The 18,001-nt window shown below is 67.6% G+C and carries 14 protein-coding genes; 9 read left to right on the top strand and 5 right to left on the bottom strand.

Translation table 11 applies throughout. The annotated features are described in order from the left end of the window. Positions 1-14: 14 nt before the first annotated feature. Both A5756_RS09540 and A5756_RS09535 read right to left on the bottom strand, forming a co-directional pair. The gene (locus A5756_RS09540; RefSeq protein WP_082948190.1) at positions 15-593 is read right to left on the bottom strand and encodes a cytochrome b; all 579 of its coding nucleotides are present in this window, start codon (positions 591-593) and stop codon (positions 15-17) included. Next, complete coding sequence (locus tag A5756_RS09535) at positions 590-1,717, bottom strand: catalase family peroxidase (RefSeq protein WP_369828604.1); 1,128 nt, start codon at positions 1,715-1,717, stop codon at positions 590-592. Before A5756_RS09535 ends, A5756_RS09540 begins: the two co-directional genes overlap by 4 nt. 356 nt (positions 1,718-2,073) lie before the next feature. On the opposite strand from A5756_RS09535, the gene A5756_RS09530 reads away from it, so the two are divergent. The 7 genes from A5756_RS09530 (at position 2,074) to A5756_RS09500 (ending at position 8,567) form a co-directional block, all read left to right on the top strand. Continuing rightward, positions 2,074-2,451 (top strand): STAS domain-containing protein, encoded by a 378-nt coding sequence (locus A5756_RS09530; protein ID WP_066951202.1) that lies wholly within the window; start codon positions 2,074-2,076, stop codon positions 2,449-2,451. Positions 2,452-2,510: 59 nt separating this feature from the next. Further along, a complete protein-coding gene (locus tag A5756_RS09525) occupies positions 2,511-2,951 on the top strand; it encodes an ATP-binding protein (RefSeq protein ID WP_082948202.1) in 441 nt (146 codons plus the stop codon). Between the two features lie 86 nt (positions 2,952-3,037). After that, positions 3,038-3,658 (top strand): TetR/AcrR family transcriptional regulator, encoded by a 621-nt coding sequence (locus tag A5756_RS09520; RefSeq protein ID WP_066951199.1) that lies wholly within the window; start codon positions 3,038-3,040, stop codon positions 3,656-3,658. Positions 3,659-3,768: 110 nt separating this feature from the next. After that, entirely contained in the window at positions 3,769-4,905 is a 1,137-nt protein-coding gene (locus A5756_RS09515; RefSeq protein ID WP_066951196.1) for a phosphotransferase, read from the top strand. A gap of 116 nt (positions 4,906-5,021) precedes the next feature. Next, positions 5,022-6,782 (top strand): amidohydrolase family protein, encoded by a 1,761-nt coding sequence (locus A5756_RS09510; protein ID WP_066951191.1) that lies wholly within the window; start codon positions 5,022-5,024, stop codon positions 6,780-6,782. 10 nt (positions 6,783-6,792) lie between these two features. Continuing rightward, positions 6,793-8,136, top strand: coding sequence for an SRPBCC family protein (locus A5756_RS09505; protein WP_066951188.1), 1,344 nt, complete (start codon positions 6,793-6,795; stop codon positions 8,134-8,136). A 149-nt stretch (positions 8,137-8,285) separates the two neighbouring features. After that, positions 8,286-8,567: a hypothetical protein gene (locus A5756_RS09500; RefSeq protein ID WP_156659372.1), complete on the top strand. Its 282-nt coding sequence runs from the start codon at positions 8,286-8,288 to the stop codon at positions 8,565-8,567. Between the two features lie 5 nt (positions 8,568-8,572). Here A5756_RS09500 and A5756_RS09495 read toward each other — a convergent pair whose 3' ends face one another. Beyond that, a complete protein-coding gene (locus tag A5756_RS09495) occupies positions 8,573-9,253 on the bottom strand; it encodes a response regulator transcription factor (protein ID WP_197505755.1) in 681 nt (226 codons plus the stop codon). Beyond that, positions 9,235-10,452, bottom strand: coding sequence for a sensor histidine kinase (locus A5756_RS09490; RefSeq protein WP_066951183.1), 1,218 nt, complete (start codon positions 10,450-10,452; stop codon positions 9,235-9,237). Before A5756_RS09490 ends, A5756_RS09495 begins: the two co-directional genes overlap by 19 nt. 134 nt (positions 10,453-10,586) lie before the next feature. Between A5756_RS09490 and A5756_RS09485 the strand changes: the two genes are divergently transcribed. Next, positions 10,587-10,967: a hypothetical protein gene (locus A5756_RS09485; RefSeq protein WP_066951178.1), complete on the top strand. Its 381-nt coding sequence runs from the start codon at positions 10,587-10,589 to the stop codon at positions 10,965-10,967. Next, a complete protein-coding gene (locus A5756_RS09480) occupies positions 10,960-13,815 on the top strand; it encodes an RND family transporter (protein WP_066951173.1) in 2,856 nt (951 codons plus the stop codon). The genes A5756_RS09485 and A5756_RS09480 overlap by 8 nt, the downstream gene beginning before the upstream one ends. Here the strand turns inward: A5756_RS09480 and eccCa are convergent. Continuing rightward, the gene (eccCa, locus tag A5756_RS09475) at positions 13,799-18,001 is read right to left on the bottom strand and encodes a type VII secretion protein EccCa (RefSeq protein ID WP_066951169.1); all 4,203 of its coding nucleotides are present in this window, start codon (positions 17,999-18,001) and stop codon (positions 13,799-13,801) included. The genes A5756_RS09480 and eccCa overlap by 17 nt on opposite strands.

Genomic DNA, 18,001 nt, shown 5'->3' with positions numbered 1-18,001 from the left:
GGGGAGGCAGGTCGTTACAGCTCGGCTTGGTCTGCCCGCGCGGAGGCGGGCCTGACCCGCCACAGCGCCATCCGATCGAGAAGCCCGTCGCGCAGCACGAGCGTGTGAAAGAGCACCGCGCACATGTGGGCGGTGAACGTCAGAAACAGCAGCAACGCGAAGGCGCCGTGGCACTCGCGCAGCACCGCGAACACGTCGATGCTGTGCGGCGCGATGCCGGGCAGTCGCAGCGGCCCCACCAGCGTGACCGGAAACCGCGCCGCCGAGAGCATGGCCCACCCGGTGAGGGGCTGCACCAGCAGCAGGGCGTAGAGCAGATATTCCGACCACGTCGCGATGCGCCGTTCGGCGCGACTCATCGTGGACAGAAACGGCGGGGGCCGATGTCTGAGCCGATTCGCCAGCCGCACCACCGCGAACACCAGGATCAGCACACCGAGCGGGCGATGGATGGCCAGCAGCAGCGGGTAGTAGCTCAGCGCCGCGACCATGGTGACGCCGATGAGCAGTTGGGCTATCACCATCGGCGCCATCAGCCAGTGCAGCACGCGGGACGGGAGCGCGAACCGGGCCGTGGCGTTGGCGTCGCTCACCGGAGCACCCGGGAAACGTCGACTGCGCTGGGTGTCTTGGGTTCCTCCGCGCGGCGGGTGAACGAGCGGGCGTAGACGGCCGATCTCGCTGCGAGTAGCGGGTCGTCGGAGGCGGTGATGCCGTCCGGCAGCACCAGCGGGTCGAAGTTGATATCGCGAGCGTTGCCGGGCGCCTCGGTCTGCACCGCCGTGACGGTGATGGTGCCGGCGTCAATGGTTCGGCGCGATCGCGGCCAGGGTTTCGTCGCGTCGTGGGTCGGATCATCCGGCTCCCCCACCGTGAGCACCAGCCGCCAAGTGAGCGGTCGCTGCGCGAGCGCCCGGATGAGGTCGTCGAAAAGGTAGTCCTTGCCGGCCGGTGACGCCGGCGCGCCCGCCACTTCCTGCGGAACGGCGGCCCAGCGCACCGGAACGGTTGCCCCCGCGCCGTTGGTGAACCGAAACGCGTTCAGGCCGTAGAACGCGCTGTCGGCGAACCCCACGCTGGGCGGGGTCTGCTTGATGACCTTCATCGCCGCGACCGTCTCGGGGTGACGGTCGAGGAACGCGGCCATCTTCTCCGGGTCGGCCTTGCCCGTCCCGGCCACCGGTTTGGACGCGAGCAACCGGTCGTAGAAGCCCTGCGGCGTGCTGTCCGGAAAGACGGGGATGTTGACCATCGCGGTGCGCCATTGCTGGCCGTCGGGGCCCTGGAAGAGCAAGCCCAGTCCGCGCACCGTGGTCGGCGCGTCCGCCTGATCCGGCAGGCCTCCCGACAGCGAGAACCGGCCGATCACCGGCACGTTCCCCGCCCGGAAGACTGCGGCCCGGCAGATCGCCGCCCCCGCCCCGGTGCTCGTAAATGTTCCGACCGCGCTGAGCCCCTTGGCGTGATTCCGGCGAAAGCCGTCGTGGCGTCCGTAGACGTTTTCGAAGCGGTCGGCGAACCGGGGTGGTGTCAACGCACCGGGTCGCAGCCAGCCGCCCGCGTAGGCGAAGCCACCGACGTCGACCGCGGCGATGCCGGCCACGGCTCCCATGCCCAGCAATGCGCGCCGTCGTGTCACCGCGTCGGGACGGGCGCCGGTGGGCTCGACATCGGCCCGCGGGTCGTCTTGCTCGCTACCGCGCTCACCGGGCTCCACGCCGACCGTCCTTCCACATTTGTGCAGGCCACGGGGGCCGGGCTGGACACGAGTCCGGTACAGGCAATTCACGCATGAGCCAATGCCATGCGCAACTTCTGCGGGGGGCGTCGCACACATTCACAGGACGGCGCGCCGGGGCGATTCGTTCACTCGTTTTGGGTGTGGTTCGCCGCGTGTCATACCATCGAATAAACAACTTGCGGCTGCATCTGTAGCTAGAGCGCAGATCGACGGAGTGTCTCTCCTCCGAAGGCAAGCGCTTTCCGTGGGGTTGAACAAGCAGCCCCCGGTGTTGGCAGTGGCTGTTCTAAGAGCTAACGGTGTCCCCAGGGACCGAATGTGAGTGATAGACCATGGGCGAATTAACTGGCGATCCAATCGATCCGACCGCTTTCTCAGTAGGAAAACAGCAGGTAGATGATGCGGTCGTGCTGACCGTCTCGGGTGAAGTGGACATGCTCAGCTCGCCGCATCTGGCCGAGGCCATCCAGACCGCGATGGCGACCAAACCCGCCGCGCTGATCGTGGACCTGTCGAAAGTGGATTTCTTGGCCTCAGCCGGGATGACCGTCCTGGTGACGGCGCAGGCGGACACCGAGCCGCCGACAAAATTCGCTGTCGTCGCCAACGGCTCGGCGACGAGCAGACCGATCAAACTGATGGGAATCGACAGCGTGCTCGCGCTCTACAGCTCGCTAGACGACGCACTGAGCGGCATTGCTGGTGGGTGAACCTCGAGATGGGGGCACAACTGGGAACGATGGGCCGCTCTGATCCTCAACCGCATGACGTGTCGAACATCGATGACCGCTTCCGCTTCGCGCGGAATCGGGTCGCCGCCGACCGGCGCAGCGCTGCTCGGGCCCGAGCCGAATTCCGGGTCTGGCTCGAAACGCATTTCAGTCTCAGTTCCGACCGGTTCAGCGACGTCCTGCTGGCGGTAAACGAAGCCATCGCCAACGCCGCCGAATTCGCCTATTGCCAGACCTCCCAGCGCGGGACGCTGGACGTGAGCGCGGCCTATGACCGGCCGGCCGACACCTTGTCCGTCACCGTCGACGATCGCGGCCGTTGGCGTCAGCAAGTTCCGGCCCGCTACCGGCAGCAACTCCGCGGACGCGGCATCCCGTTGATGGAGACACTGGCCGACGAGGTGACCATCGACCGCACCCCGCGCGGCACCCGCGTCACCTTGACCTGGACCGATCTGACCCAACGCCCGGGCGCTTGAACCCGCGCTATCCGGCGTGCGTCCGATGTGCTTGGTCCGCAACGGAATTCATTGTTGTGGGGAACTGACCCCGTAACATCTGCGCCATGGAACCGAGCCGCCGATGGGGCGACGACCGCGCGATCCTCGACGACGAGGAGGCCCGCAGGCGCATTTTGGACGCCGCGGGCCGCTGCATCGCGCAGCGCGGCAACACTCAGTTCCGGATGGGTGAGGTTGCCGACGAGGCGGGGGTGTCACGGTCCACGGTCTACCGGTACTTCCCCGGCCGCGACGACGTTCTGCTGGGCCTGATCCTGAAGCGGGTCGACCACGCGCTCGGCGAATTGGTCCGGTCGCTGGCCGCCCCCGACGATCCGGTGCGGTCGGTGCCCGAGATGGTGCTGGCCCGCGTCGAGTCGGTGGACGGCGATCCACTGAACGAGGCACTGTTCGCCGCCGAGAGCACCGCCGTCGCGACGGCCCTCGAGAAGGGTTCGGAGCCCATCGTGGAGACGCTGTTGCGGCACTACCAACCGCTGCTGGATCGGTGGAAGTCGGCCGGTCGTCTGCACGCCGATCTCGACCCGCGGTCGGTCGTCCAATGGCTGCACGCGACGACGTTGTTTCTCCTGGCGCCCTCCTGGCGGTACCGCCCTGCCGCCGACAAACGCGAGTTCGTCGACCAATTCGTGGTGCGGGCCCTGGTACCCGAGATCAGACAATAACGACGTATTGTCTGATATCCGGTCTTTGAAGTATTTTTGATTGACCCCGTGCCGCGACGTCCGAACGGCTCGCGGTGCGGGTGACACGTCCGCACCAAGAAACGAAAAGTATGAATAACCCTGTGACGCGGGCGATTTCGGCCGCCGGCTTGGCCGCTCACCTGGGCCGCGGCGTGGGCCGGGTAGCCACCGACGCGGTGGTCGGCGGCCGATTGGGGTTGCCCCGGCGGGTGCAGGACATCGACGCGGCCGTGCTCTCCAAGGTGATGGGCACCGCCGTCCGAACGGTCCGCGTCCTGAGCGCCGACGCGGGGACGTCGTCGCGGGCCCGGCTGGTGCTGACCGGAAAGAATGTCCCCGACTCGGTGTTCGTCAAGCTCGCGGCGAAGACGGCGGCCACCCGGTTGATGGGCGAGTTGGGCCGGCTCGGGCCCACCGAGGTGCGGTTCTACCGCCAGCTCGCACCGCAGATCGTCGGCGCCCCGTACGCGTACGGCGCGGCGTTCGACCCGTGGACGGGGCGCTACCTGCTGGTGCTGGAGGACCTTCCCGCCGAGTCGTGCGAGTTCCCCGACACCCTGCACCCGCTTTCGCCCGAGCAGGCCAGCCTGATCGTCGAGCTGCTCGCCGACCTGCACGCCACCTTCTGGAACCGACTCCCCCGCGACGGGCGCGGCCCGCTGGGCTGGCTCTACACGGCGTCCGGCGACGTCACTTCCCTGCTGACGGGCACGCTCATGCACGCCTCGATCAAGCGCCTCGCCGAGCGCACCGAGATCCCCGTCGAAAGCGGCCGCTTCATCGCCGACAACTACCGGGCCGTCGCCGCCCTCATCGACACTCCCCCACACACCGTCATGCACGGCGACGCGCACCCGGGCAACATGTACTTCCACGGCGGCAAGGCCGGCCTGCTGGACTGGCAGGCGGTGCGGCGCGGGCACCCGTCGCGGGAACTGGCCTACACGCTGATCACCAGCCTGATGCCCGAAGACCGCCGGACGACGCAGCGCGAACTGCTCGACGACTACCGGCGCTCGCTCGCCGCGGCCGGTGGGCCCGAACTGGACCGCGACGAACTCTGGCTGCGCTTCCGCCAGGCTGCGCTGTACGCGTACGTGGCGCCGCTGATCACCGCGGGCATGGGCGGCATGCAGGTCGAGGACATCGCCATAGAAGGGCTGCGGCGCGGTGTCGAGGCGCTCGACGATCTGGAAACGGTCGCGGCGCTGAAGAGTTCGCTTTGAGGCAAGCAACTTTCGCCGAACCTATTGCGATGGCCGCCGCAAGAGTTACGCTACTTCCCGTAGCGTAATGCTGCGGGTCTTTTGCGCCTTCAGCCCATGGCGGCAAGGAGAGTCTCATGTTCGACCTGAAAATCGTTGGTGGCACCGTCGTCGACGGCACCGGCGCGGAACGCTATCGCGCCGACGTCGGGATCAAGGACGGCAAGATCGTCGACGTCGTCCGCCGCGGGGCCGATTCCCCTGAGATGGGCGGTGAGGCCGCCGAAACCATCGATGCCACCGGCCGGGTGGTGGCCCCGGGCTTCGTCGACATCCACACCCACTACGACGGACAGGTGAGTTGGGACAGCTTGCTCGAGCCGTCGAGCGGCCATGGCGTCACCACGATCGTGACCGGAAACTGCGGCGTCGGCTTCGCGCCGGTGCGGCCCGGCACCGAGAAGTGGCTCATCGAGCTGATGGAAGGCGTCGAGGACATCCCCGGCACCGCGCTCACCGAGGGCATCACCTGGGGATGGGAAACCTATCCCGAGTATCTGGACGCGATCGGCAAGCACAAGTTCGCGGTCGACGTCGGCAGCCAGGTCGCCCATGGCGCCGTGCGCGCCTACGCGATGGGCGAGCGGGGTGCGCGCAACGAGCCGGCCACCCCCGAGGACATCGAGGCCATGGGCCGGCTGGTTAGGGAAGCGATCGAGGCCGGCGCGCTCGGATTTTCCACCTCCCGCACGATGGGGCACCGTGCGATGGACGGCGAACCGGTCCCTGGCACCTACGCCGCCGAGGATGAACTGTTCGGCCTCGGGCGGGCCATGGCCGCCGGCGGCCAGGCGGTGTTCGAGCTGGCCCCGCAGGGATCGGCGGGCGAGGACATCGTCGCTCCCAAGAAGGAACTGGACTGGATGCGGCGGTTGAGCGGCGAGATCGACCGGTCGGTGTCGTTCGCCCTCATCCAGGTGGACGCCGACCCGAACCTGTGGCGCGAGATGCTCGACCTCTCCGCCGAAGCGCACACCGCGGGCAGCAGGTTGTACCCGCAAGTCGCGGCGCGCCCGTTCGGCATGATGATCGGATTCCAGGGCCACCACGGCTTCAGCCACCGGCCCACGTACCGCCGACTGCAGGCCGAATGCGGCCGCGAGGAACTCGCGCGGCGCCTCGCCGATCCCGCGGTGAAGGCCGCGATCCTGTCCGAGGAAGACCTGCCCGCCGACCCGACCATGTTGTTCGACGGGATGTTCGCTTTGGTGCAGCACTCCCTGCATCGCCTTTACTCACTCGGTAACCCGCCGGACTACGAGCCCACCCCGGACCGCACCGTCGCGGCCATTGCGAAGGCCCGCGGCGAGGATCCGCTGTCCACCCTCTACGACCTCATGCTCGAGTCGGACGCGACCGCCATGTTGATGCTCCCCTTGTTCAACTACGCCGACGGCAACTGCGACGCGATCCGGGAGATGCTGCTGCACCCGGCCGGCGTGCTCGGGCTCTCCGACGGCGGCGCCCACTGCGGGATGATCTGCGACGCTTCGTATCCCACGTTCCTGCTCACGCACTGGGCGCGGGACCGGCGCCGCGGCGAGAAGCTGTCGCTGGAGTACGTGATCCGCAAGCAGGCCCGCGACACCGCCCACCTCTTCGGCCTCACCGATCGTGGCACCATCGAGCCGGGCAAGAAGGCCGACATCAACGTCATCGACATGGACGCCCTGACGCTGCATCCCGCCGCGATGGCCTTCGATCTGCCCGCCGGCGGAAACCGGATCCTGCAGGGAGCCAGCGGATACGCGGCCACCATCGTCAGCGGGACCGTCACCCGGCGCGACGATGTCGACACCGGGGCCCGTCCCGGACGCTTGGTACGCGGAGCGCGTTAAGGCTCCCCGCATGAACGCGCCCGCCGGCAACCCGACCCGCACCCGCGACGAGGACGCGATCGGCACCCCGCCGGAAAGCCCGACCCTGGTACCGGCACAGCGGTATTACTCCCCCGCGTTCGCCGCCCTCGAGGTCGAGCGGATGTGGCCGGAGGTCTGGCAGCTGGCATGCATGGTCGACCACGTCGCCGAACCGGGCGATTATTTCGAATACCGCTGCGGCCCATACGGTGTGCTGATCGTGCGCGGTGACGACGGGGTGCTGCGCGCCTTCCAGAACGCCTGCCGCCACCGCGGCAACTCCGTGTGCGTGGGTTCGGGCTCGGGGCTGCGAGAGCTCAAGTGCGGCTATCACGGCTGGACCTGGGACCTGGCCGGCACGCTCAAGCGGGTGCCCAACCGCAAGGGCTTCGGGTCGCTGAAGATGTCTGACTTCCCGCTGGTGCCGGTGCGGGTGGACATTTGGGAGGGACTCGTCTTCGTCAATTTCGACCTCGACGCGATGCCGCTGCTCGAGTACCTGGAGGCAGTGCCCGAGGACATCGCGTGGTGCCGGTTGAGCGACTTCCGCTGCTATGCCACGCTGACCGTGGAGGTCGACGCGAACTGGAAGACGATCGCCGACGGCTACAGCGAGACCTACCACATACAGACGCTGCACCCGGAATTGCTGCGCTGCGTCGACGACATCCATGCACCGCAACAGATCTGGGGTCACACGGGAAAATCCGACCAGCCCTACGGGGTGCAGAGCCCACGCTTCGAGGGCGCGCTGAGCGACGAAGAGGTTTGGGACGCTTACGTTTACACGCAGGGCGCACTCATGGGAGCCGCCGAAGGCACACCGTTCCCCGAACACCAACCGGGTGAGACGGCGCGGGACCTGATCGCCGCACACACCCGGGCGTTCGCCGCGACGCGCGGCGTGGACCTCGACTGGGCCGACACGGACCGGATCACCCGCCTGCATCAGTACAACGTCTTCCCCAACATGACGCTGCTGGCCAACGCCGATCACCTGACGGTCATGTGCTCGCGCCCCGGCCCGGATCCCGACCGGGGCGAGCTGGTCATGTTCCTGATGACGCGGATGCCGCCGGGCGCCGCACGCGCCAAGCCGACCGATGTCCGGGTGACCGCCGGTGAGGCCGAGCCCGGCGTAGTGCTCACCCAGGACATCCGGGTGCTCGCGGGCCTGCAGCGCGGCATGCATCAGCCGGGTTTCACCCATCTCGTGCTGTCCAGCGAGGAACGGCGCGTGATCAACATGCATCGCAACCTGGAGCGTTATCTGGACCTACCCCAATCTGAGCGAATGATCGACGGCCCGCCGAATCAACCGTCGCCAACATAAATTCGTGTAGACACGCCGTAATCGGTCCGATGCGATTTAGAATCCGTTTCGTGATGACCCCGTCAAACCCGTGGGGGGACGACCGAGGGCAACTCGCGCATCAGCTACAGATGCGATATCAACCACTCGCGCGAAGACGCGCGCGGCGCATGTGCCAGAACTTCGAGCGGGTCGGCGTCCGAGCCGCGCCTGACCGCGTGCGGGAGATGCTGGCGGGTGCGCCCCTTGCGGCTCACGAAGCGATGGACATCCATTTCGCGCTGATCGCCCTGCGGTTCGAGCGGGAAACACGCGCCGCGCGGTACAAGCGGCTGAAGCGGCAGGGCACCCGCTCGCTGATGTTCGCCGGCTTGGTCCTGGTGGTGTTGAACTTCCTGATGTGCATGGCCTACGGCCTGCTGAACCTCGCCGATCAGGGCGCGGCTCTCTAGGCCCCTCAGCGCGGGACGACGATGCCGTTGTCGTACGCGTAGACGATCGCCGCGGCGCGGTCGCGCAGGTCGAGTTTTCCGAAGATCCGGCCGATATGGCTTTTGACCGTGACGCCGGAGATGCAGAGTTGGTCGGCGATCTCGGCGTTGGAAAGGCCCCGGCCTATCAAGGTCAGTACGTCGAGCTCGCGAGTGGTCAGCTCCCCGATCCCGATGCCACGCGGCCCCGGCGCGGCTTTGCGGTACGTGGTGAGCACGCGAGCGGTGACCGCGGGATCCAGGTAGCTGTCGCCCCTGGCGACCGCGCGCACGGCGCGGATCAACTCCTCGGCGGACGAGTCCTTGAGCACAAAGCCGGCCGCCCCCGAGCGCAGCGCCTCGGACAGCAGCTCGTCTTCGTTGAAGGTGGTCAGCGCCAGCACCGGCGGCGCTCCCCCGAGCCTGCGAGTCGCCTCGATGCCGTCGACCCGGCGCATGCGCAGATCCATCACCACCACGTCGGGCCGGTGCTCGGCCACCGCCGCAGGCACCTCGTCACCGTCGGAGCATTCCGCGACGATGATGAAACCGTCCTTGCGCCGCAGGATCCGGCGCAGCCCCGACCGCACCAGTTCCTGATCGTCGACGAGCAGGACGGTGATCTCGGGGGTCTCCGGGGCATGTGGGATCACGCCTTGCACCACCACGGGCGCCAGCCGGTGTCGCCTTCGTGCAGCGGTATGTCGGCGCGCACCGACCATCCGTCGTGGGTCGGGCCGGCGTCGATGGCCCCGCCCAGCAGCTCGACACGCTGGCGCATGCCGCGCAACCCGCGCCCCTCGGCGGAATGCGGGGCGGCGATCGCCACGGGCAACCGGTTGTCGACTGTGAGACTCGCCGACGTTACCGAGACAGTCAGCGCCACTGTGGATTTTGAATCCGGGGCGTGCTTGGCGATGTTGGTCAGGGATTCCTGGGTGATGCGGTACAGCGCGAGGCCGACCGCCGCCGAGACGCGTTCGGTGGCACCGTCGATGCGCAGCACGACGTCCAGGCCGGCGCGCTGAAAATCCGCGACGAGGACGCCGACGTCGTCGATGCCGGGTTCGGGAGTGGTCTGCGCCGATTTCGTCGGCGAGCTGTCCAGCAGCCCGACGGTGCGCCGGATGTCGGCCATCGCCTGCCGGCCCAGGCGTTCGGCCTGTTCGAGCGCCTCGACCGCGTCGTCGACGTCGCGGTCCTGCTGCAGTCCGCGGCGGGCGCCCGTCACGTGCAGCAAGGTGATGCTGAGCGAGTGGGCGATGACGTCGTGCACTTCGCGGGCGATGCGCCGCCGCTCGTCGGCGGCGGCGTGCTCGGCCAGCATCTTCTGCGCCTCGATCTGTTCGGCCAGCAGTAGCCGTTGAGTGCGCATCACGTAACCGAGGAGCCAACCCGCCCCGACGAAAGCGAGGTACAGCCCCACCGTGTCCAGGCGGTGCAGTCCAGAGGCGGCGAGCAACAACGCGGCCGCCGACGCGGCGGACAACAAGCCGACCGCGATAGAGCTCAATGTGGCGATAGACAACACCAACAGCACCAGCAGAGCCGGGGCGAAATCGGCATGAATCGGTGTCGACGTACCGAACAGCATCATGGCGGTGGCTGTCATCCATGTCGCCCACATCAGCCCCGGGCTGAGCTTTGTGTTCAGAAAGAAGAACACCAGTGTCGGTGCGATGGACACCGCGAACGCGGCCAGTCCGACGGGCAGGTCCGCGGTGGGACGCTGCAGGACCGCGATCACCGCGCCACCGACATGGCTCACATCGACGGCGATGAACGACGCCCAGGTCAGACCTACGGGAATCAACTCGCCTCGGCGGCGAAGCTGTTCGCGCAAGTAAGTCGCTGCGGCACGCAACATCGTCCAATCCTAAAAGAGCTCGCCACCTGCTCACATCATGCCGTGGGCGGGACGTGCCTCCGCCCGTGGTAGGAGGTAAAGACTGCACCCCGGCACGACGCGCGGCGGGCGGCCGATTTCCTAGCGTTTCAGTCATGACATGGACACTGCTGCACGACCGGATGGCCTTCATGGCCGAAGTGATCAAAGCCGCCGACACCGATCCCGAGGCGGCACTTGCGTTGGTCGCCAACTCATCCGAGGTGCCTCGGCTGTTCGGCGACGAGGAGGGGCTACTGCTTTCGTTGGGACAGCGCTGGATCACCATGCTGGTGGCCAAGCTGGATCAGGCGGCGCACGAGGGCTTGTCGGCCGAACAGGTGCGGGCTGATCTCGAGATCGCCGAGCCCGGCCTGCACGCCTTGGTCAGGATCGGCTCCCGGCGATCGCTGCGAATGCGCTCCCAGTGCCGCGGCGAGCACGTCGCCGTGGGCCTCTTCGGCGGACCGACGGGCGATCGGCAGACCGTTGCATGACGGACGGGGATTACTGAGCCGGCTCACCGGCCGCTACGCCGTTCTCGTCGTCGGCCTGTGGGTCCTGGCGGCCGGCGCCGCCAACCTGGCGTTCCCGCAACTGGAGCGAGTCGTCGACTCGCACGCCAGGTCATTCATGCCGACGGACGCACCGAGCGCGGTCGCCGCCTCGCGGGCCGCCCAGCTGTTCGATCAGACACCCAGCAACAACTTCGTTTACGTTGTGCTGGAACGCAATCAGAAGCTGACGCCAGATGACCGTCAGTTCTACGACGCGGTGACCACGACGCTGGGCTCCGATCACCGTCACGTGTACGCGGTGACCGACCTATGGTCGCAGCCCGCCACGGCCGCCGGTGCGCAGAGTTCGGACGGGCGGGCCGTCAGCGTCATGGTGCGGCTGGCCGGGATGCTCGGCACCGCCCAGGCGCGCGATTCGGTGAACGCTGTCCGCGCCACCGTCCAGAAGCTCTCACCGCCGGCCGGCCTGGAAGTCCATGTCACCGGGCCGGGCGCCACGATCGTCGACGAGTTCTCCGCGATCGATCGACAGATGCTCGGAATAACCGCCGCGACCATCGGTCTCATTTTGCTGTTGCTACTCGCGGTGTACCGATCGCCGATCGCGGCCGCGATTCCGCTGGTCTCGGTCGGGCTCGCCTTGGCGCTGGCCCGCGCCGTCGTCGCCGCGCTCGGGCAGTCCAATGTGGTCGAGGTGTCGCTGTTTTCGGTGGCGCTGATGGCGGCCATGACCCTGGGTGCGGGCACCGACTACGCGATCTTCCTGGTCGGCCGCTACCACGAAGGCCGCCGCCGCGGCGTCGCGCCGGCCCGGGCGTTGACCGAGGCCTACCGCTCCATCGCGCCCGTGGTGATCGGGTCGGCATTGACCGTGTCGGTGGCACTGGCCTGCCTGGTGTTCGCCCAGGTGGGCTCGTTCCGGAGCGCCGGGTTGCCTTGTGCCATGGGCATTCTGGCCACCATGGTCGCGGCGCTTACCTTGACGCCCGCGCTCATGAGCCTGGCCATCCGCCGGGGGTATCTCGAACCGCGTCCGTCGACGACGGCGCGGCGCTGGCGCCGCGTGGGGACGGCGGTGGCGCGCTGGCCCGGACCGATCCTGGTCGCCGCCGGCGGGATGACCCTGCTGATCGCGTTACCGCTGACCGGCATGCGGGTCGGCTTCAACGAACCCGCCGCCACGCCGTCTGCCACCGACTCCAACCGCGGCTATCTGAGCGCAGACCGGCATTTCGCGGCCAACTCCCTGTTGCCCGACGTCGTCGCGATCCAGGCCGACCACGACCTGCGTAACCCGGCCGGCGTGATCGCCATCGAGCGAATCACCCGACACATCATGGCCGTACCGGGGGTGCGCGCGGTGCAGTCCGCCAGCCGCCCCGACGGCAGGGTGCCCGAACAGGCGACGTTGAGCTATCAGGCCGGCGTGCTCGGCCGCCAGTTCGGCGACTCCATGGGTGCGCTGACCCAGCGCCTCAAGCGGGTCTCCGAGCTGGACAGCGCGCTGGCGCAGACCCAGGTTGCGGTGGATGGCCTAGGCAACGGATTGCGCGGTGGCGGTGCGGGATTGGCGGAGGTGTCCGGTGCCGCCGACGACATGCGGGCCGGCATGGACGGGTTGCAACGCAACGTCACGACCGTGTCGGGTTACCTCGACCCGCTGCGGGACTTCGTCGGGCGGACGGCCGACTGCGCCGCCAATCCGATCTGCTCCACGGTGGACCGAGTGCTCGCGCCGGTCGACAGCCTGGTCCAGACGTCGTCGCGCCTCGACGACGGCGCCGCGAAACTGACCAGCGGCTCGAACACGGCCGCCACCGCGATGGCGAGTCTGCCGCAGAGCGTCAGCTCGATGAAAGACGCCTTGGGGCAAGCCCGCTCGGCTACCCATGACCTACTGGGCCTCACCGACACGCTCGGACCCCAGATGCGTCAGCTGACCGACTACCTGAACGAGATAGCGACGCAATTTCAGGGCAGTGGCGCGGCGGACTTCTATATGCCGCAGCGGGCGTTGACCGATCCGCGGTACACCACCGCGTTGAGTCACCTGATCTCCGAGAATGGCCGCGCCGCTTACCTGCTGGTCTACGGGGACGGCTCGGAGTGGGGCGGCGACGGAGCCAAGCGCGCGGACCAGGTGCGCGCCGCCATCAAGGAGGCCACCAAGGAAGGCACCCTGACGCCGGTGGAGGTCGACCTTGCCGGCGTCGGCCCGGTGACCGCCGATCTGCAGCGCTTCGTCGCCGGTGACACCAAGCTGCTCGTGGGCGCCGCGTTGGTGCTCATCTTTCTGATCGTCACGGCGATGCTGCGCAGCCCCGTCGCGGGCCTGGTCGTGGTAGGGACCGTCGTCACCTCGTACGCGTCGGCTATCGGTGCTAGCGTGCTGATTTGGCAACACCTGCTGCACCAGGATCTGCACTGGGCCGTCGCCCCGATCGCGTTCATCGCCCTGATCGCCGTCGGCGCGGACTACAACCTGTTGCTGGCGTTGCGCATCAAACAGGAAGCGGCAGCGGGCCTGAAGACCGGCATCGTTCGCGCCTTCGGAGGCACCGGCGGTGTGGTCACCGTTGCCGGCATCGTCTTCGGACTCACCATGCTGGCGTTGCTGAGCAGCAGCGTACTCAGCATCGCTCAGATCGGCACGACGATCGCCGTCGGGCTGTTGCTCGACACCCTGGTCGTGCGGGCTTTCATCGTGCCGTCCATCGTGGCGCTGCTGGGCCGCTGGTTCTGGTGGCCACGCACGCTCCCCCGTCGGCCCGGCGCCGTGGAAAGGCTTGAGCCGGCGCCGGTTCCGGTGGCTACGGCTGTTGGATGACCGTCGACGGAAGCCCGACCAGCACGCCTTCGACGTCGCCGTCGGCGCTCACCAGCAGGCCTCGTCCGGGCGGGAGCGCCTGGGCGCGGACCAAGCGGTTGATCCGGTTTTGCGGGTCGTTGTCCATGTAGAGCTGCGCGACCTTCGCCGAGTTCTGGAACCGCATCCACGGATCCATCTGCAGCGTGGCAAAATTCGCGCTGTTGCGGGTGGTGAACACATGCAGCCCGATCTGGCGGGCCCGTTCCATCAGCTTCCACAACGCCGCCCCCACCGGGGGTTTGGGCGGGTAGCTCTGGTCCGGGCGCAGGTCCTGGACATCGTCGATGAGCACGAAATGCCGGGCGCCCTCCCACGGCTTGAGCGCTCGCAGCTCCTCCTGGCTCAAGCCCTTCGGGGGCAGCCGCGGCAGCAGGATCTGTTGTGCGAGTTGGGTGATCACCTCGTCGATCTCGTCTTGGTCATAGGCGTACGCGCGCACATAGCCGGGCCCGCTCAGATCCCGCAGACCGTGCGGGGCCGTTTTGGGGTCGATGAGCGTCAGCTGCGCTTCCTCGGGGCCGAATCGGTTCATGATCGCCTCACCGATGGACACGAGGGACAGCGTCTTGCCGCAGCCCTGGCGGCCCAGAATCATCAAGCCTGGGCTCTCCTGGAGCTTGAGCGGGACCGGGCGGAGTTCGTGGCGCTCACCGATGGCGAACGCGATCGACAAGTCGTCACCGCTGCGGTGCGCGGCGTCGTACTCCAGGATCGCCCGCAACTCCACGCGCTGCGGAAGCCGTTGCAAGGTAGCATGTTTGGTCACACCCGCGACATCGGCGATCCGCGCGCCGACATCCACGATGCTCACCAGCGCGCCGGTGGCTGGATCGGCAAGCGCCGGGATCCCGACTCGCAGCTCGTGCAGGCTGTCGGTCAGACCGAAGCCCGGACGGTTCAGCGTCCGCCGGGCGGCGTCGCGCGACTCGAGCGACGAGTGCCCCATCTGGCTTTCGCTCGGGTCGGCCAGGCGCAATTGGATTCGCGCCGTGGCGTTTTGCAACAGACTCTGCCGCTGCCCGTGGATCCAGCCGCCGGCGCTGCACATCACGTGCACCCCGTACTCGGGACCGCGGCTGCTCAACGAGATGATGCGATCACCCAGGACAGTGTCCTTCGAATACACGTCGTCGTAGTCGTCCACCACCACGAACACATCGCCGAAGGGATCGTTGGGGTCGGTACCGCCCAGCCCGTCACTGCCCGGCGCGAACCGGCGCTCGCGGAAGCCGTCGAGGTCGATCTTCAGCCGCCGGAACGAGTCCTCGCGCGCGTCGATCAACGCGTCCATGCTGCTCAAGATCCGCTCGATGCCCTCGGCGTCCTTCGGCGACACGATGTCGGTGACGTGCGGCAGTGACGCCACCTGGGCCAGGGTCGCACCGCCGATGCAGAAGAACGTCACGCGCGCCGGGTTGTACATCGTTGCGGCAGAGCACATCAACGTCATCAGGGTGGTCGTCTTGCCGCGTTGCTTGGCGCCCACCACGATGACATTGCTGCGCAGCGCATCGACGGCGTGCACGATCTGCTTGGACTCCTCGGGGATGTCCATGACGCCCACGGGGAACATCAGGCCCGCGTTCTGGCCGTAGTCGACATGCCACGGCTTGCCGCGGTAGGCCGACACCAGAATGTCGACGGGCTCGGGGTCCTCCAGCGGCTCCAGCCACGGCCGGCGCGGCGACCGGTGCGGGACGTCGTGCATCGACTCGCGCAGGACGTCGACGATCTTCTTCCGCTTGAATCCGTCATCGTGGTAGAGGAATTCGTCGGGTTCGGTGTCTGCGGCGGCAGCCGCTTCCAGGGCCGCGGCGTCGGATTCCTCGAGCGGTTGGAACTGCCAGTTGTACAGCCGCGGCTTCGTCAGGGTCATGTCGACGGTGGTCGCGACCTCCTTGCCCTTGGGCACTACGAAGGGAGCCGACAGATAAAAGCAGCGGAACGGTTCGAGATCTCGCGGCCCCACCTTCAGCAGGGCGAAGCCGTTCTCTTTCGACGGCAGGTGGTAGGCGGCGTCCGATCCGATCACCTCGCGGCTGTCGTCGCCGGACTCAGCGCGCAACGCGATCCGGAACGCGATGTTGGACTTGACCTTCTGCAGCGACGACAGGTCCAGCCGCTGCCCGCCCAACATGAAGAAGACGTTGGCGCCACGGCCTTCCTGGCCGATGTGGATGATCAGGTTGATCCACTTCTCGTGATTGGCAAAGAGTTCCAGGTATTCGTCGACGATGACGAGCAGGACCGGCACCGGCGGCAAGTCCCGTCCGGCCAGCCGGATCTCTTCGTAGTCGTTGGCGTCGCGGGCGCCCACCGAGGTGAACAGTTCGTAGCGTTGCTTGATCTCGCCGTCGATGACCCGGCGCATCCGTTCGGCCAGGTGCCGCTCGTCCTTGCCGAGGTTCGACAGGGCGGCCACCACATGCGGGAGGCCCAGGATGTCCTGGGCCGCCGACTCGAACTTCATGTCGACGAAGATGACGTTGAACGTCTCCGGCGAGTGCGTCAGCGCGATGCCGTAGACCAACGACAGGAAGAACTCCGACTTTCCCGACCCGCTGGTGCCGATGACGACCGAGTGAAATCCGAAGCCGCCGAAGTCTTTCGCGCGGATGATGATGTTCTGCAGCTCGCCGGTGGGTTTCGCACCGACGGGGATCTCACACCACCTCTCGTCACCGCGGCCACGCCGCTCGGCCCACAACCGGTCGACGTCCAATTGGCGGGGATCGACGATGCCCAGCGCCCGCAGCAACTCGGTGGCACCGCCGGTCGAATCGGCGATCTCGCTACGCGTGGTCGGCGACCAGCGCGCCATCGCCCGCGCATACCGGTAGGCGCGGTGGATCGACAACTGGTCGGCGTGGGCGAAGAACTTGTCGCGCACCCGAAGCAGGGGTGCCGGGCGGCCGTCTTCGCCGTCCGCGTCGTAGCCGTTCCGGCCGAATTTGACTTCGCCGTTGACGGGTGCGGCGTGCCGCTCGCCCATCTCGAAGACCTGGTCCTGCGCGAAGCCCACGCCGGTGCCGACTCGGGATGCGATGCGCAGCAGGGTGATTCCGGCCTTGCCGACCTGCCCGACCACGCTCTCCCACGCGTCGGGGCTACCGGTGTTGTCGTCGACGATCACCAGGTGTGGTCCCAGATCCACCGTGTCGCCGCCGGTTTCAAGCGCCGATCCCATCGCGCTCGGGCTGGCCGCCGCGGGGGGCGTCCAGGCGCCACGCTTTCCCTTCATATGGAGTTCGGCGCCGAGGGTCTCCTCCAGCTCCTCGGGCGTGGTGAACACCAGGCGCCGCCAGCCGCACGCATCGAACAGCTCGTCGTGCAGATTGTGCGGAAGCCACACCATCCACGACCACACCTCGGGACTGCGGGTGACCACCATCAATTTCAGGTCGCGCGGGTTGTGGAACACCGCCAGCGAGCACAACACCGAACGCATCAGCGAGCGCAGCCGGTCCAGGTCGTCGCCGACAAAGCTGAAGCCCGGCGCCGACCTCAGGTTGACCACCTTGGCGATGTCGCGAATCTTGCGCTGCTCCAAGATGAAATCGCGCAGTGCCTGTCCGGTGACGGGTTCGAGCTCCTCATCGGAGGCGATGTCGGGCCACGTCACCGACAACACCGAGTCGGGCGCGTGCTGCACCCCGGTGCCCAACCGCACCTCCAGGAAATCCACGTCGCCGCGGCCGCGTTCCCACATCCGCGGCCCGCCGATGATGGCCCCGAGCCCGCGCGGATCGGAGTGCAACGCGTTCTGCCATTCCCGCTGCGCGCACACCGCGGTCTGGATCTCGTCGCGGTTCGTGTCGAGGTCGCGCAAGTAGCGGCGGCGGCCCTTTTCCATTTCGCCCCAGGTGATCTTGCGCGCGCGTCCGAAGCGGCCGGAAAACGCCAGCATGCTGAACGCGCCGATACCCATTAGAGGGAAGAACCCGGTGGAGAGACTGCGGACGCCCGACACATAGAGCATGACAATGGTGCCGATGAGCGCCACGATCAGCGCCGGCACCCCGATCATCACCCAGATGTTGCGTGGCTCGCGCTCCGGCAAGGCGATCGGCGCATTCGGTGCTACCCGAACGGGTTTCGGCGGCTCGATCTTTTCCCGGTTGATGGGAAACGCTTTCTTGGACAT

Origin of the sequence: Mycobacterium sp. 852002-53434_SCH5985345 (assembly GCF_001667155.1) — a bacterium.
Lineage (GTDB): Bacteria > Actinomycetota > Actinomycetes > Mycobacteriales > Mycobacteriaceae > Mycobacterium.
The sequence above is the reverse complement of the archived record's forward strand: the minus strand, read 5'-3'. Positions and strand labels throughout refer to the sequence as shown.

Excerpts from the sequence above, each read along its gene's own strand:
- A5756_RS09530 (WP_066951202.1), top strand. The coding sequence starts at position 2,074 with ATGGGCGAATTAACTGGCGATCCAATCGATCCGACCGCTTTCTCAGTA.
- A5756_RS09505 (WP_066951188.1), top strand. The coding sequence starts at position 6,793 with ATGAACGCGCCCGCCGGCAACCCGACCCGCACCCGCGACGAGGACGCG.
- A5756_RS09515 (WP_066951196.1), top strand. The coding sequence starts at position 3,769 with ATGAATAACCCTGTGACGCGGGCGATTTCGGCCGCCGGCTTGGCCGCT.
- eccCa (WP_066951169.1), bottom strand. The coding sequence starts at position 18,001 with ATGTCCAAGAAAGCGTTTCCCATCAACCGGGAAAAGATCGAGCCGCCG.
- A5756_RS09520 (WP_066951199.1), top strand. The coding sequence starts at position 3,038 with ATGGAACCGAGCCGCCGATGGGGCGACGACCGCGCGATCCTCGACGAC.
- A5756_RS09490 (WP_066951183.1), bottom strand. The coding sequence starts at position 10,452 with ATGTTGCGTGCCGCAGCGACTTACTTGCGCGAACAGCTTCGCCGCCGA.
- A5756_RS09485 (WP_066951178.1), top strand. The coding sequence starts at position 10,587 with ATGACATGGACACTGCTGCACGACCGGATGGCCTTCATGGCCGAAGTG.
- A5756_RS09500 (WP_156659372.1), top strand. The coding sequence starts at position 8,286 with ATGTGCCAGAACTTCGAGCGGGTCGGCGTCCGAGCCGCGCCTGACCGC.
- A5756_RS09510 (WP_066951191.1), top strand. The coding sequence starts at position 5,022 with ATGTTCGACCTGAAAATCGTTGGTGGCACCGTCGTCGACGGCACCGGC.